The sequence below is a fragment of the Bhargavaea cecembensis DSE10 genome, from assembly GCF_000348905.1.
GTDB classification, from domain to species: Bacteria; Bacillota; Bacilli; order Bacillales_A; family Planococcaceae; genus Bhargavaea; species Bhargavaea cecembensis.
Genome location: NZ_AOFT01000003.1, coordinates 59,343 through 72,967, shown reverse-complemented (window position 1 = coordinate 72,967; position 13,625 = coordinate 59,343). Strand labels below are relative to the sequence as shown.

The 13,625-nt window shown below is 54.8% G+C and carries 18 protein-coding genes; 11 read left to right on the top strand and 7 right to left on the bottom strand.

Annotation, left to right across the window (positions count from 1 at the left end):
- The first annotated feature begins 40 nt into the window (after nucleotides 1-40).
- The 7 genes from C772_RS03810 (at nucleotide 41) to C772_RS16620 (ending at nucleotide 3,650) form a co-directional block, all read left to right on the top strand.
- Nucleotides 41-682: a pentapeptide repeat-containing protein gene (locus C772_RS03810; protein WP_008297565.1), complete on the top strand. Its 642-nt coding sequence runs from the start codon at nucleotides 41-43 to the stop codon at nucleotides 680-682.
- 19 nt (nucleotides 683-701) lie between these two features.
- Nucleotides 702-1,073: an iron chaperone gene (locus tag C772_RS03805; protein WP_008297564.1), complete on the top strand. Its 372-nt coding sequence runs from the start codon at nucleotides 702-704 to the stop codon at nucleotides 1,071-1,073.
- A gap of 62 nt (nucleotides 1,074-1,135) precedes the next feature.
- Nucleotides 1,136-1,603, top strand: a complete 468-nt coding sequence (locus C772_RS03800; protein WP_008297563.1) for a hypothetical protein — start codon at nucleotides 1,136-1,138, stop codon at nucleotides 1,601-1,603.
- A 97-nt stretch (nucleotides 1,604-1,700) separates the two neighbouring features.
- Nucleotides 1,701-2,111, top strand: coding sequence for an HIT family protein (locus C772_RS03795; protein ID WP_008297561.1), 411 nt, complete (start codon nucleotides 1,701-1,703; stop codon nucleotides 2,109-2,111).
- Nucleotides 2,112-2,172: 61 nt separating this feature from the next.
- A complete protein-coding gene (locus tag C772_RS03790) occupies nucleotides 2,173-3,084 on the top strand; it encodes an EamA family transporter (RefSeq protein WP_008297560.1) in 912 nt (303 codons plus the stop codon).
- Between the two features lie 179 nt (nucleotides 3,085-3,263).
- Nucleotides 3,264-3,452, top strand: coding sequence for a hypothetical protein (locus C772_RS03785; protein ID WP_008297558.1), 189 nt, complete (start codon nucleotides 3,264-3,266; stop codon nucleotides 3,450-3,452).
- A gap of 24 nt (nucleotides 3,453-3,476) precedes the next feature.
- The gene (locus C772_RS16620) at nucleotides 3,477-3,650 is read left to right on the top strand and encodes a hypothetical protein (RefSeq protein ID WP_008297556.1); all 174 of its coding nucleotides are present in this window, start codon (nucleotides 3,477-3,479) and stop codon (nucleotides 3,648-3,650) included.
- A 36-nt stretch (nucleotides 3,651-3,686) separates the two neighbouring features.
- Here the strand turns inward: C772_RS16620 and C772_RS03780 are convergent, their stop codons facing one another.
- The 4 genes from C772_RS03780 to C772_RS03765 form a co-directional block, all read right to left on the bottom strand.
- Nucleotides 3,687-4,580, bottom strand: a complete 894-nt coding sequence (locus tag C772_RS03780) for an ABC transporter permease subunit (protein ID WP_008297555.1) — start codon at nucleotides 4,578-4,580, stop codon at nucleotides 3,687-3,689.
- Between the two features lie 188 nt (nucleotides 4,581-4,768).
- Nucleotides 4,769-5,512 carry an ABC transporter permease subunit gene (locus tag C772_RS03775; protein WP_008297553.1) on the bottom strand — a complete coding sequence of 248 codons (744 nt, stop codon included), beginning with the start codon at nucleotides 5,510-5,512 and terminating at the stop codon, nucleotides 4,769-4,771.
- 136 nt (nucleotides 5,513-5,648) lie between these two features.
- Nucleotides 5,649-7,799 carry an MMPL family transporter gene (locus C772_RS03770; RefSeq protein WP_008297552.1) on the bottom strand — a complete coding sequence of 717 codons (2,151 nt, stop codon included), beginning with the start codon at nucleotides 7,797-7,799 and terminating at the stop codon, nucleotides 5,649-5,651.
- A gap of 177 nt (nucleotides 7,800-7,976) precedes the next feature.
- Nucleotides 7,977-8,474, bottom strand: coding sequence for a CarD family transcriptional regulator (locus tag C772_RS03765; protein ID WP_008297551.1), 498 nt, complete (start codon nucleotides 8,472-8,474; stop codon nucleotides 7,977-7,979).
- Nucleotides 8,475-8,622: 148 nt separating this feature from the next.
- On the opposite strand from C772_RS03765, the gene C772_RS03760 reads away from it, so the two are divergent.
- Both C772_RS03760 and C772_RS03755 read left to right on the top strand, forming a co-directional pair.
- Nucleotides 8,623-9,063, top strand: a complete 441-nt coding sequence (locus C772_RS03760; RefSeq protein ID WP_008297550.1) for a MarR family winged helix-turn-helix transcriptional regulator — start codon at nucleotides 8,623-8,625, stop codon at nucleotides 9,061-9,063.
- A 15-nt stretch (nucleotides 9,064-9,078) separates the two neighbouring features.
- Nucleotides 9,079-9,318, top strand: a complete 240-nt coding sequence (locus C772_RS03755) for a hypothetical protein (RefSeq protein WP_008297549.1) — start codon at nucleotides 9,079-9,081, stop codon at nucleotides 9,316-9,318.
- Nucleotides 9,319-9,377: 59 nt separating this feature from the next.
- Here the strand turns inward: C772_RS03755 and C772_RS03750 are convergent, their stop codons facing one another.
- Nucleotides 9,378-9,578 (bottom strand): cold-shock protein, encoded by a 201-nt coding sequence (locus C772_RS03750; protein ID WP_008297547.1) that lies wholly within the window; start codon nucleotides 9,576-9,578, stop codon nucleotides 9,378-9,380.
- A 277-nt stretch (nucleotides 9,579-9,855) separates the two neighbouring features.
- Here C772_RS03750 and C772_RS03745 point away from each other — a divergent pair, with 277 nt between their 5' ends.
- Nucleotides 9,856-10,398, top strand: coding sequence for an NfeD family protein (locus C772_RS03745; protein ID WP_008297546.1), 543 nt, complete (start codon nucleotides 9,856-9,858; stop codon nucleotides 10,396-10,398).
- A gap of 49 nt (nucleotides 10,399-10,447) precedes the next feature.
- Complete coding sequence (locus C772_RS03740) at nucleotides 10,448-12,022, top strand: flotillin family protein (protein WP_008297545.1); 1,575 nt, start codon at nucleotides 10,448-10,450, stop codon at nucleotides 12,020-12,022.
- A 147-nt stretch (nucleotides 12,023-12,169) separates the two neighbouring features.
- On the opposite strand, the gene C772_RS03735 is transcribed toward C772_RS03740, so the two are convergent.
- On the bottom strand, nucleotides 12,170-12,463 hold the full coding sequence (locus C772_RS03735; protein WP_008297544.1) for a hypothetical protein: 294 nt from the start codon (nucleotides 12,461-12,463) through the stop codon (nucleotides 12,170-12,172).
- Nucleotides 12,464-12,878: 415 nt separating this feature from the next.
- Nucleotides 12,879-13,349: a GtrA family protein gene (locus C772_RS03730; protein ID WP_008297543.1), complete on the bottom strand. Its 471-nt coding sequence runs from the start codon at nucleotides 13,347-13,349 to the stop codon at nucleotides 12,879-12,881.
- Between the last annotated feature and the right edge of the window lie 276 nt (nucleotides 13,350-13,625).

Sequence of the window (13,625 nt, the reverse complement as noted above, 5' to 3'; positions counted from 1 at the left end):
TGGTGATTCTGTTCATCATTGCCGCCGAGTGGTGGACAAGGTGACTGTCGTGAAGATCCGGGAGCCGAAGCTGATGAAGGAACTGCCGGAGACCGCCTGGGAGGAGGCGTTTGACGAAGAGGATGCTTCGGTCCGCTCAGTTTGTGTGGATGGGGGCGCCGCCGTATCGGACGGCCGGGTGATCCTGGACGGTGCCTGGTTCAGGAAAACCGACTTCCGCGGCTTCCGGGCGCCTGCGTCTGAACTGATGGACGTCGTGTTTGACGGCTGCGATTTGTCGAATGCGGATTTTTCCCGGTCTTCGCTGCACCGCTGTGAGTTCCGGGGGGCCAAGCTGACCGGCGCCGTATTCAGCGAATCGATGCTTCGGGACGTGCGCTTCACAAACTGCGCAGGCCGTTACTCAAGCTTCAACTTCTCGAAGCTGAGGAACGTTGCGTTCGATAACTGTGAGCTGGAGTCGGCGGATTTCGTCGACTGTTCGATGAAGGCGGTGGCATTCGGCCAAAACCGGCTGGACGACATCAGCTTTCTCGATACGGATCTGGACGGCATCGACCTGACCCGCACGGAATTCAGCCGGATCACCGTCACGCCGTCGAAACTCGCGGGGTGCAAAGTGACGCGCGAGCAGGCGATCGGGTTTGCCCGCACGTTCGGGCTGGTCGTGGAAGAAGATTGACCCGATGGAGGGAGTATGTATGGAAGTTTTTAAAGAATACCTGAATGGCATCGACCATCCCGACCACAGGGAGCGGGTGGAGGAGATGCTCGGCTGGGTGGCCGAATCGTTTACGGAACTTGAGCCGGTGATCAAATGGAACCAGCCGATGTTCACGCATCACGGCACGTACATCATCGGCTTCAGCGTCGCCAAGAATCACATGTCCGTCGCGCCCGAGCAGGCGGCGATGGTGAAGTTCGCGGAGGACATCGAATCTTCCGGCTTTGCCCACACGAAGGAATTGGTCCGCATGCCGTGGAAAAAAGAAGTGGACTACAGGCTGCTCAGGAAGTTCATTGAGTTCAATATCAGGGACAAGGCGGACTGCGGGACATTCTGGAGGCAATAAACGCTGCGGATACAACGATTAGAACTCTCCGCAATGCGGAGAAATTAAGGAAGGTGTTTAGGATGCTCAGCTTTCAAGAAAAAGAAGCCATCATCGCGAAATTCCCGGAACTCACCCGGAAGGAAGTGTCGATGGGGCGCGTGAACTACCATTACGAAGAATCGCTTCATGAAAAAAAGATCGTCGTGCGCCACCTGCACGAAAACGGCAACGGCTTTGTGTATGTCGGGAAGCTTCCGCAGTACGAAGCGGACAAAAAAGGATTCATCAACATCCGCGACTTCTCGGCGGAGGAACTTGAAGAGGTCCTGGCGGAATCGGTGCGCTACCTTTCAAGCGACCCAGCAGGAGAGCCGGTCAATGAAGCATGGATAAACCGCGAAGGCACCGAACTCCATCTGAAGGAGGAGAACGGCTACTTTAACCTGTACTACGGCGAGAACCTCGAGGAAGGATTCGACTCCGCGAAGGAAGCACATCTGTATCTGAAGGAAGAAGGCTTCCGCCTGAAATCGGGAGGCGCCATGTAATGGACGGCAAGAAGTTCATCATTGTCTTCCTTACGATTTTCATCCTGGTCGTTGTAGGCGTCCTGCTCAGTTTCTGGGTGTTCTACCAGGTGGATAATTGAGCGGCGGAAACTGCCCGTTCTGTGACCTTTCCCTGATGGAAGGACAGGAAATCGTACTGGAAAACAGTTTTTGCCGATTCCTCATGATGCCGCAGGAAGTGCTGAAAGGCTCCGGGGTGATCGTACCCATTGAGCACCGTGAGACGGTATTCGAGCTTACGCCCGAGGAATGGCGGGCAACACAGGACCTGCTAACAGAGGCGAAGTCGCTGCTTGACCGGGAATTCTCGCCGGACGGCTACAATATCGGCTGGAATGCCGGCGGGACCGGCGGCCAGCACATCCCGCATACCCATCTTCATGTTATCCCGAGATTTGCCGATGAACCCTATGCGGGAAAAGGCATCCGGCATTGGCTGAAAAGCCCGGACAACAGGAGACCTGATTCTGAGAACAAACTAAATTAGTGGGCGCTTCCGTTTCCCGGGAGCGTCTTTTTAAGAGAGAAATAAAGAGGGGGGCAGAATGATGGGCGGCTCTTCGAGAAAAACGGGCTTTTTCCTCGTCATCACGGGTGCGACGCTGTGGGGCGTCGGCGGCACCGTCGCGCAAAAGCTGTTCCAGCAATACGGGATCGACGTGAACTGGCTTGTCACAACACGGCTCCTCATTGCCGGGCTGCTTCTTTTGGCGGTGCAGTTCCTGATGAAGGACCGCTCCCAGATTTTCGGTGTCTGGAAAGAAAAGCGGACAGGCGCACAGCTGGTCGTGTTCGGCCTGTTGGGCATGCTCGCGGTCCAGTATACATACATGGCCTCCATCCGGCACGGAAATGCAGCGGTGGCGACTTTGCTTCAATACCTGGCGCCGGTCATGATCATCTTCTACCTGGTCCTCCGCAGGCAGACGGTATTCCGGCGGGAAGATCTCGTGACGGTGATCCTCGCACTTGGAGGCTGTTTTCTGCTGCTGACGAACGGATCGCTTTCCGGCCTGTCCGTTCCGGCGCCGGCCGTTGTCTGGGGTGTGCTGTCAGGGGTCTCGCTGGCGTTTTATACCCTGTATGCCATCCCGCTTCTCGCACGTTTCGACTCGCTGGTCATTGTCGGATGGGCGATGATCATCGGCGGATTTGCACTCAGTTTCGTTCATCCTCCGTGGAAGATCGACTTGTCGGGCCTGGACGCGGAGGCGCTCGGCTACATTGCGTTTGTCATCATCTTCGGCACGATGATCGCCTTCTGGTTCTACATAGAAAGCCTCCAGAGCCTTCAGCCGAAGGAAACGAGCCTGCTCGGTAGCCTGGAGCCGCTGGCGGCAGTCCTGACGACGGTCTTCTGGCTGCATGAGCCGTTCGGCGGGTTCCAGTGGGCAGGGACGGCCGCGATTATCGGCATGATTCTGTTCATGGCATTCAGCAAGAAGCCGGCGGGGGAGTAGCGGATGTTTCGGAGCGGTTGTGTTAGGGTGGAAAAAAGAGGTTGCCAGCCGGGAGGTGGATGGGTATGGGGAAGCGGAGCGTCATCATACGAATCCTCCTGTTCGGGGCCGGATTCCTGCTTGGAGTCCTGATTTTGCCGAAGCTTTTGGGATGGTGGTAAACAAGGGGGATGGTTTGGATGAGCTTGGGGAAACTGGTTAGATTTCCATTGCTTTTATTCGTTACCGCATGCATCTGGCAAGCGGTGGCACCGGGAGAAATCCGCTTTGCCGATAATCTGGGTGTTTCACTGGTCGCCTTTGCCATGATGGCGATTTGGGAGTGGGCCAAAAAGCCGGGACCGTGGGGGCAGAGCCGGCAATCCTGATGCATTGGCAAGGGGGACTGCGACATGAGATGGGCGATTGTTTTCCTTTTTATCCTGATTGGCTCCTTCATTTTCGTGCTGAAAATTGATGGGATCGGGATAGCCGGAACGCTGTTGAAAATACTTCTGGGCATCGGCTGCTTCTACATTGCAGCCCTGTTCATCCCGGGGAAAAAGGAAAAGCAGAAAAACAGCTGACCGTCATGCGGCCGGCTGTTTTTCATTTGCCCTCATTTAAAATTCGCGGCGCGTTTTGACGGCTTGAAGCTTTTTCAGGCCTTCCGCCAACAGGTAAAAGCCGATGATGGAAAACGTCATCGCGGCCAGAGCGGCAATCGGGATCCATTGGGCCGAATAGATGTCCTGCCGCAGGTTGCTCAAGAGTACGGGCCAGGAATCGGACGTTTCCACGGCCAGGTAGCTTCTGTCCAATTGAGAAAAGAATTTCTGGTTGACGTAGATGCCGATCACAGCCAATTGGGCAAGCAAAATCATCGCCCGGCCTGATTCCGACGGGATGGTGACGGTCAGTTCTCTCTTCAGGGAAGGCCAGTAATAGTCTCTGAAGAGTGTCCATCTGCTGCCTCCATTGGTGATGGCGGCTTCCATATAAGTCTGTTTCCGCTGTTGGTTCAGGTTTTCATAAAACACGATGGCCAATCTTCCGACCTCGACGGCCGAGATGATGACGAGCACCCACAATGACCGATGATCCGAAAACATGACTCCGGGCACCGCCAGCAAAATGCAGATGATGAAAATCGTCGGCATAAATGAAAAGAAGGCATTCCACAGGTTCATCAGGAAGCGCAGGCCCTTCAAGTAAAACGCCCCTGCGGAAATGAGCAGCGCGGCCGCCACACGCACAGCCACGATCACGCCGAGAATGTAGAAGGTTTCCCTCGCACCGATGATGACTTTGGACCAGAGATCCACCCCTTTCCGGTCGGTTCCGATGAGGAAATCGTCGGATGGCGGGATGGGAGGAGCGAGCAGCGTGCCATCCGAATCCCTCAAAACGAGCGTCCGGTCCATCGAGCCATCCACCAGTGGCAGATAAGGGCCGAATAAGATCATGATCAGTACGGTTCCGATCATGGCGGATCCGATCCATAATGTCCGGTTCATCGTTTATCCTCCAGTGGCGAAATGGCTGACCGAGCGATTCCCGATACGATGTTAAAGGCGAGGATTACGACGGTAAATAAAAAGATATAGCCGATCTGCGAAATGATATTCGGGGAGACGAGCGCACCGACATAAAAAGTGGTCGAGCTTCCGAGCGAATGATACATGTAAAAAGCGGCTCCCCTGTATTACGTGAACACTTCAACGATAAACAGGTTCGATAACGTGTAGAGGACCATCGTGTTTGAATAGGCCATTATTTTCGGCAGCCCGTTTTTCAGCATGTGCCGATACAAGATTTTCAGTTCTCCGGTCCCTTTTGAGCGCGCGGTGCGGATATAGTCCAGGCCCTGCTCGGTCTCAAGCGTCTTGAATGTGATGTTCGCGATGAACATCACCGGATAAATCGACAGGTAAAGGATGTTCATCAGGACATTGTCGATTTTATCGTGGCCGAACAGGTCGATCTCGACCAGTCCGTAGCTTTGCAGGAGAAGAACAGCCAATTGAATGAAGATGATGATGGCGATGTCCGGCACAGACAGGAAAGCGATGGTGGCTGGCTGGCCAATGAGTCTCGCCTTTGTTTTTCTGACGTTGTAGTCGAAAATCCCTTTGGCGATTCCGATAAAGAAGCCGATGACAATCGCCGGCATAAAGATGAGCATACTCCGAAAAAATACGGATGTGACCTGCTCCATGATCGGGCGGCCTGCCTCATCCGTTCCCAGACCTCCTGTTTCGTAGAGATAGGTGAAGAAGGCCTTGATGTTGGCGGCGTGGTTTTGGATCTGATAGTCATAGGCGGCGCCCATAAAAGCGCCGCCCCTGCCTTCCTCGAAAACGGTATCCATCGGAACCAGAAGGAGCAAAAGCAGGATGGCGAATGAGAAAAGCCAGACGGCTGTCCGGAGTGCGATGGTTTTGATCATGAAGAGACACCCCTGTATGTAAAAGGATCTGTTGCATATTCATAGCAATTATACTATAAAACTAGTTTGAATTTTCTTTTCATCTTTTGCATAAGAAAAGCGGCTGCTCCAAGATTGAGCAAGCCGCTTCATTCTATTAATGCCAGTTCCCAGCCTTGTAAGGTCCTTTCCGGAACGGCATCCACCAGTTCCATTTTCCGAACAGTTTCATGAGGCTCGGGACGAGCAGGAGGCGGATAATCGTCGCGTCGATGGCGACGGCGATCGCGATGCCGACGCCGATCTGCTTGACCGGCATGACTTCGGTGAACGCGAACGCGCCGGTGAGGACGATCATGATCAGTGCTGCGGACGTGATGATCTTGCTTGTCGCGGCGAGTCCTTCGACGGTTGCGCGGTCGTTGTCATAGTCCTTCGTGTACTCCTCCTGGATGCGGGAGATGAGGAACACTTCATAGTCCATGCTGAGTCCGAAGACGAGGCTGAAGACTAGCACCGGGATGATCAGCGCGATCGAGCCGGCTTCCAGGCCGAAGTGTCCGTACTGGAAGATGTAGACGAGCGCACCAAACGCCGCGGACAGGCCGATGACGTTCATGATGATCGCCTTCAGAGGAATCAGGACGGAGCGGAACGCGATCATCAGGATGATGTACGTCGAGACGATGATGATCGCGAGCACATAGACGATCTTGTCCCAAATCTCATCGAAGATCTCCTGGTTGAACTTCGGATAACCGCCGACAGACAGATTCCATTCGGTCTCCTTTTCCGCCCAGTCGCGCGCCCACTCCTGGGCTTCGGCCGATGCGCCTTCCGGCTTCAGCGTGACCGGGACGAGGAGCGAGTCTCCTTCAATGAAGGAATCGAGAAGCGGCTCGACGGCTGCGGCCGTTTCCGGGATTTGGGTGGCCTGCAGCCACGTGTCGGCATCTTCGATTTCTCCTTCGGTGAAGATGGTGGAGACTTCATCGGTTCGGCTGTCGTTGAGGAGGGCATCCTGCAGATTCTCGATTTCCCGGATGCCGTCTTCGTTTTCCCAGCCGCCCTCGCGCTCTGCGATCAGGTAGGCCGTGGAGTTGGACAGGCCGAACTCGTCTTCGATCTTCTCGAACGCCTGGCGGGTGTCATTGGACGCCGGGAGCGAGTCCATCTCCGGGATGGTCAGCTCCATGTCCTTCACCGGGATCATGAAGATTCCGAGGATGAGGAGGGCGCCGATCGTGACCAGCACCGGGCGCTTGATGACGCGCTCCGCGAACTTGCGCCAGCCGCTTGAGCCTTCTTCCTTTACCTTGAGGATGGTCCACTTGTTCAGCCGGTCGCCAAGGATGAGCAGAACGGCCGGAAGCAGGGTGAGCGACGACAGGACAGCCAGGGACACGACCGCCATGCCGCCGACGCCGATGTTCTTGAACAGGTCGATCTGGATGATGAACAGAGCGCCGAGCCCGATGAACACACAGAACGCCGAAAACAGGACGGATCGTCCCGCGGTGAGGATTGTCGTCCGAACCGCATCCTCGACGGACTGCTTTTTCCGCTCTTCACGGTACCGGTTGATGAACAGAAGCGAGAAGTCGATGCTGAGGGCAAGGCCCAGCATCGGCACGATGTTCAGCATGAAGATCGACAGGTCCATCGACTGGCCGATCAGTGTCATCGTGCCGAATGTCGTGATGATTGTGGCAATCCCGACAAAGAACGGAACAAGTGCCGCGACCACTGATCCGAATGCGAGCAGCAGGACAATGAGGGCGATCGGCAGCCCGATCGTCTCCGCCTTGACCAGGTCGCGCTGGCTCGCCTTGTTGATGTCTTCGCTGATCGCGGTGCCGCCGGTAAGGACGGCTCCGTCATGATTGGCGGTTTCCTGGATGGCCGACACCGCTTCGCTCATGTCCGCCTCTTCTTCAAAATGAAGAAGGGCGTAGGAGAGATTCCCGGTGTAGAGGGAGTCATCTTCCAATGGAGAAACAACCTCCTCCGCGAGCCCGAGGTCCTCCACATCCGACACGGCCGTTTCGATTTCCTCATCGGTCATGTCCTCAAAGACGAGGAACATCGTCTCCGCCGGCAGGCCAAACTCCTCGGTCAGCCGGTCGGCCACTTGTTCATATTCGCCGTCCATCCGGAAGCCGTCCCCTTCAAGGACCCCGGGCAGCTTGATGGCCTGGAATGCCATGAAGGCGGCAATCAGGATCCAGAGCGCAATGATCCACTTCGGAAACCGGATGACGAGATTCGCTAACGTGCGCAAAAGGCTTCTTCCTTTCAGGTCAATCATAGATTGTTTTTCTCCAATAGTTTACATGAGAGGAAGAGGATTTGTCGTGCGGGAAGAACGTGGCGTTAAAGATGGGGGATGGAGGCGAAAGTACACCAAGCCAGCGTGAGGCTCGTGGGTGTGTGGCTCGTTCCACAATAAAAAACGCACCCCGTTACCGGGATGCGTCCATTCGGTTTATTGTGGGGTGCCGGCCAGGATTCGCTCTTCTACCCGATTCGCCACTTCTTCAATCGAGATGCCGAGGGCCATCGATAGCTCCCTGAACAAAATCGATTGCACATGGTTCAGGATTTTGCGGTCCTGGTCATAGATCTTCTGATCGGTGTTGAGTTTCTTGTCCATGAGTGCGCCGGTTACTTCTGCGATCTTCTGCCGGTCGCCCGACTGAACGAGGCTCTGGTAGGCGCGTGCCCGGTGTTTGGGATCGTCCACCCATTCAATGCCCGGCCTTCCGAATACGTCCATCAGTTCCTCGGCTTCCTCGCGGTTCATCGTCCTCATGAGCCGCTTTTTCTTGCCGTCCACAGGCGTGCTGATCTTCAGCGTCTGTTCTCCAAGCGGGTGGAGCACATAATAAAGCCGGGTCTCGCCAAACAGATCCTTCTTGCAAATGTCATCGATTTTGCACAGTCCGTGCTCGGAATAGATGACGACATCACCGATCTCAAACATCCGCATGGCCTCCTCATGGCATTTTTGTCAACTAAGTTTACATTCATTGTACCCCTATCAGGCTGTTTTGTCAAATCGGTTGACAATCAGCCCGATGCTTGTCATGATAATCCCGTTGTGAAACTGGAGATAGAGAGGAAGGGTCAGGATGCCGGAAATGAGCGGCCTGGACTTGATCGATCTGCTTGGTGAGAGGCATTTCGGCCTTCGGCGGATTGCGGAAGAACTGTGGAATGAGCGAGGGGACCTTGCGATTTCCAACTCGGAATGGTTTCTGATGGCAAGGATCAGCGGCGGGGAGCCGACCATTGCCGAAGTGAGCCGGAAGGTGGACATCACCCGGCAGGCGACCCATAAGCTGATCCGGAAAATGTCGGAAAAGGGGCTTGTCGAAGTATCCGACGACGAGCGCAATAAAAAAGTGAAGCGCGTCCGCCTGACGAAGCTTGGGCATGAGTGCTATGAACATAATGAACAACTGAAAGCGGAACTGGAAGTCCGTATTGCCGAAGCGATCGGAGCCGGCAGGGTCGCCGCGCTGAAGGAGATCCTTGCAATGGATTGGGGACTGGAAAACAGGGAATCGTAAGAAGGAGAGTCAAAGATGGCAGGAGGGATCCGTGTGAGGAATCTGTCGACAGCCGAAAAGATCCTATTCGGGATTGCTTTGGTGATCCTGGTGGCTTCCATATTTAATCGTGACCTGTTCCGCTTCATGTTCCTCGCATTTGCACTTGCCTTCGTTTACCGGGTCATCCGGCCGAAGGAAGGGGAGAAGCGGGGATGGAACCTTCTGATTGTGGCGCTGCTGCTGATGGGGTTCCTGCTGGCCAATCCCTGGTAACATCAAAAAAAACGCCGTCTCCCGGAGGAGACGGCGTTTTTAGAAGTCGTTAAATGAAATTACATTTTTACGACGTTCGCAGCTTGAAGACCGCGTGGGCCTTCTTCGATTTCGAATTCTACTTCTTGACCTTCATCAAGGGACTTGAACCCGTCTTGCTGGATAGCGGAGAAGTGTACGAATACATCGTCGCCATCTTCGCGCTCGATGAAACCGAATCCTTTTTCTGCGTTAAACCATTTTACTTTACCTTGTTCCATGTTTGTTTCCTCCTTGGTGCCGTTCGACACACATGTGTTACTATCCTTGCTCAAGTCTTGATGTGTCAGGATGAAGAGAATTCCACCCGAACGTCATTGCCGAACAAAAATAATTCTCTTACATCATAACAGCACTTCCAAATCATTGCAAGTGAAATGCAGACGAGTTTTGAGAAGACAGACCTCTGTCTTCTTTCCGGCCATAAATGAGAATTTTTTGAAACCCTTTCAAACCCTGTTACGTAGAACAGGTAAGCAAACAGAGGGGGTGGGGAGGATGAATGTATTCGGGCTGCCGGTAGAGCAGCTGTATCTGATCGTCCTGATCATCGCGGGACTGGCAACGGTGCTGTACCTGTTTTTCGGGGATGTGGCGGACGGTGCAGGGGAGGCGGTGCCTATTCTGAATCCGGCGGTGATTTTGGCATTCATTACATTTTTGTCGGCTTCCGGGTTCATCTTCGAGAACGTGACGGGGTTGGGAAGTGTCACAATCCTGGCGGTCTCGGCCGGGATCTCGGCGGTGCTGTCGTTTCTCCTTTATTTCTTTGTTCTTCTGCCGCTCCGGTCCGCCGAGGCGTCGACCGCCTATACCGAGGAATCGCTCCTCGGCCAGGTGGGGCGCGTGATCACGCCGGTTCCGGAAGACGGGTTCGGCGAAGTCGTCATCGAGACGGTGAACGGTCTCATCTCCAAGCGGGCGGCGGGTCTTGAAAATGCCGCAATCGGCTACGACCGTGAAGTGCTGATCATCGAGATCCGGGACGGCACGCTCATCGTGAAGGAGTACGAGCCGTTCCGCTTCAAAGAACTGTCTTGAGCATCTCCTCCGGCTGTTCTGCTTATATCTGAAAAAGGGGGCATCACACATGGTTTGGATTGCAATCGGGATTGTCGCATTTGTGCTTCTGGCCATCATCGGCGTCTACGTGACGCGCTACCGCACCGCGGGGCCGGACGAGGCGCTGATTGTCACGGGGAGTTATCTGGGTTCAAAAAATGTGCACACGGATGAAGCGGGAAACAAGATCAAGATCATCCGCGGGGGCGGGACGTTCGTCTTCCCGGTGTTCCAGCAGGCGGAACCGCTCAGTTTGCTGTCAAGCAAGCTTGAGGTGACGACGCCGGAAGTGTACACCGAGCAGGGCGTGCCGGTCATGGCGGACGGCACGGCGATCATCAAGATCGGCGGCTCGATCTCCGAAATCGCGACTGCGGCCGAGCAGTTCCTCGGCAAGGCAAAGGAAGACCGCGAAAACGAAGCGAAGGAAGTGCTGGAAGGCCACCTCCGCTCGATCCTCGGATCGATGACCGTCGAGGAAATCTATAAGAACCGCGATAAGTTCTCCCAGGAAGTGCAGCGTGTCGCCTCACATGACTTGGCGAAAATGGGCCTCGTGATTGTTTCTTTTACTATTAAAGATGTACGCGATAAAAACGGCTACCTCGACTCGCTCGGTAAGCCGCGGATCGCACAAGTGAAGCGCGATGCCGACATCGCAACCGCGGAAGCGGAAAAGGAAACACGCATCAAGCGTGCCGAGGCCGACAAGGAAGCCAAGCAGGCGGAACTGTTCCGCGCAACAGAAATTGCCGAGTCCGAGAAGGAAAACCAGCTGAAGGTAGCGGAGTACCGCCGCGAGCAGGACGTCGCGAAAGCGCGCGCCGACCAGGCGTACGAGCTGGAATCCGCCCGCGCCAAGCAGGAAGTCACCGAGCAGGAAATGCAGGTGCGCATCATCGAGCGCCAGAAGCAGATCGAGCTCGAGGAAAAGGAAATCCAGCGCCGGGAGCGCCAGTACGATTCCGAAGTCAAGAAAAAGGCCGACGCCGACCGCTATGCCGTCGAGCAGAGCGCGGCCGCCGACAAGGCAAAGCAATTGGCCGAAGCCGATGCCGAGAAATACCGCATCGAAGCCCGAGCGAAGGCAGATGCCGAAAAGATCCGGCTTGACGGGATCGCCAAAGCTGAATCCGAGCGCGCGCAGGGTGAATCGGAAGCAGACGTCATCCGCCTGAAGGGTCTTGCAGAGGCGGAAGCCAAGCGCAAGATTGCCGAAGCGTTCGAGCAGTACGGCCAGGCCGCTGTGCTCGACATGATCGTCCGGATGCTGCCGGAATATGCGAAAAACGTCGCCACTCCGCTCAGCAACATCGACAAGCTCACCGTCGTCGACACGGGCGGCGGGGAAGGCGGCGGCGCCAACCGCGTCGCAGGCTACGCAACCGGACTGATGTCGAGCCTGCAGGAATCGCTTAAGGCGAGCTCCGGCATCGACGTAAAGGAAATGCTCGAGAACTATTCGGGCAAGCATAACCTGCGACCGAGCCTCGATGACATCGCATTCGAGATGAAGGAAAAGCGGGAGAAGAAGGAAACGCCTGTGCCTGAAGCGGCGGATGAGGAATCCCCGACGGAAGACGCACAGCAGGTGGAAGTATGATTGAATGAAGGAACCCGGATCCGGCCTCGTGGGAGGCTTAGGGTCCGGGTTCAATTTATACTCTGATCTTCACGATGAGATAGCGGATGAAAGCAAGAGAATGAGCATTCCAATCGGGTTAATGCTTGAAATTATATTTTGTCCTCCTCAGAGAATGCTTTGGATGATCGGCGGAATCAGGATGACGGCCGCAAGTGAAATGGCAAGAGCGGCAGTCCGTTTCTGCTTTAGTGATACAAGGAGAAGGATCATGCCGGTGACCATCATGGCAAGAAGAGCAAGACCGGAGGCGAAATAACCCTGTTTAGAAGAAATCGGGATACTGATCATGCTTGCGTTGGAGCCTTCAAAATGGCCAAGTTGGTTTAAGGTGATATTGAGGCCGATGCCAATTGCCAAAATAAGAATGGCAGCAGTGAGAAGGTGTTGGTTGGAAATCATCGACGCTCATCCTTTTTTATCCATTATATCCGTTCCCGGCTGTGACTGCATCAGGTACTTTTACAACGGTTTTAGAATAAACTGAACGGTGGTATACTAAAATCAGAAAAGCCATCCGGCGGCAACCGGATGGCCCAGCAACACGGCGCTCAGAGAAGTTGCCCGCAGTCAGCGAATCAGAAAATGACCCCCTTAGCGAGCCGTCAACTCAGGTCAGGGGGTCATTTTTTGTGTGTCGATTCCATAATGGCGACAACCAAAGCCGCAAATGCCACTGCGAACATCAGTGTTTCATATATGGACACAGGCCTCACCCCCTCTCTTGCGGGGAGTGGGGCAGACCACCCTGTGCAAACCGTGCTGCTGTTCCTTTATTTTAACATGCCAGCATACGTCCGCCCCTGCTCCGGAAGAATCATTTCCGGGCAGGGGTTTTATTGATGGTGCGCTGGTGCACTCCATGAAGCTGATGGTCGCCCTGCTTTCCAGCGAACACCCATGCCCGCTGGATGAGGAATCCGGCAATGAAAAGGCCGAAGTCGACGAGCACTTTCAGGATCGTTTCATTGATGAACCGGAACAGGAAGTGGAGGCCGGTGACAAGCGCAGCGGACGCTGCCATGTTGAAGAGGACGAGCGCCGCGTACTTCAGGAATGAGTTTTTCGACCCCGACCTAAAGACGAGCCGCCTGTTGACGGTATAGTTGAACACCGCGGACATCGTGCGGGCGATCACCGTCGCAAACGTGATGTACATGACAGGCGAGTCTTCCTCGAGCCACCTCGAGAACACCCAGAACAGGCCGATGTCGATGGCGAATGAGGCAACGGCAGACAGCGTGAACCAGCTGAAGGTGCGGTACGTCTCTTTCCGGATTCTCTTCATGGCCGCACCTCCTTTTTATAAGTCCCATACCCGTAGGGAAGCCGGGTGAATCGGGACGGGAAGGTGTAAATTAGGGGGAACGTGTAGACTCGGTGCGTCAATGTGTAAACTCAAGAGCTGAATGTGTAATCTCGGGCACAGACCATCTCACGGACCGATGGCGTACTCTCGCCCGGTCAATGTGACCACCCGCCTTCCCATCTTAAGAAAATCTTCATTTTCCCCCTTCCTAATCCTTCAGATTCACTCCCTATACTGAAATCACCAACCACTTAT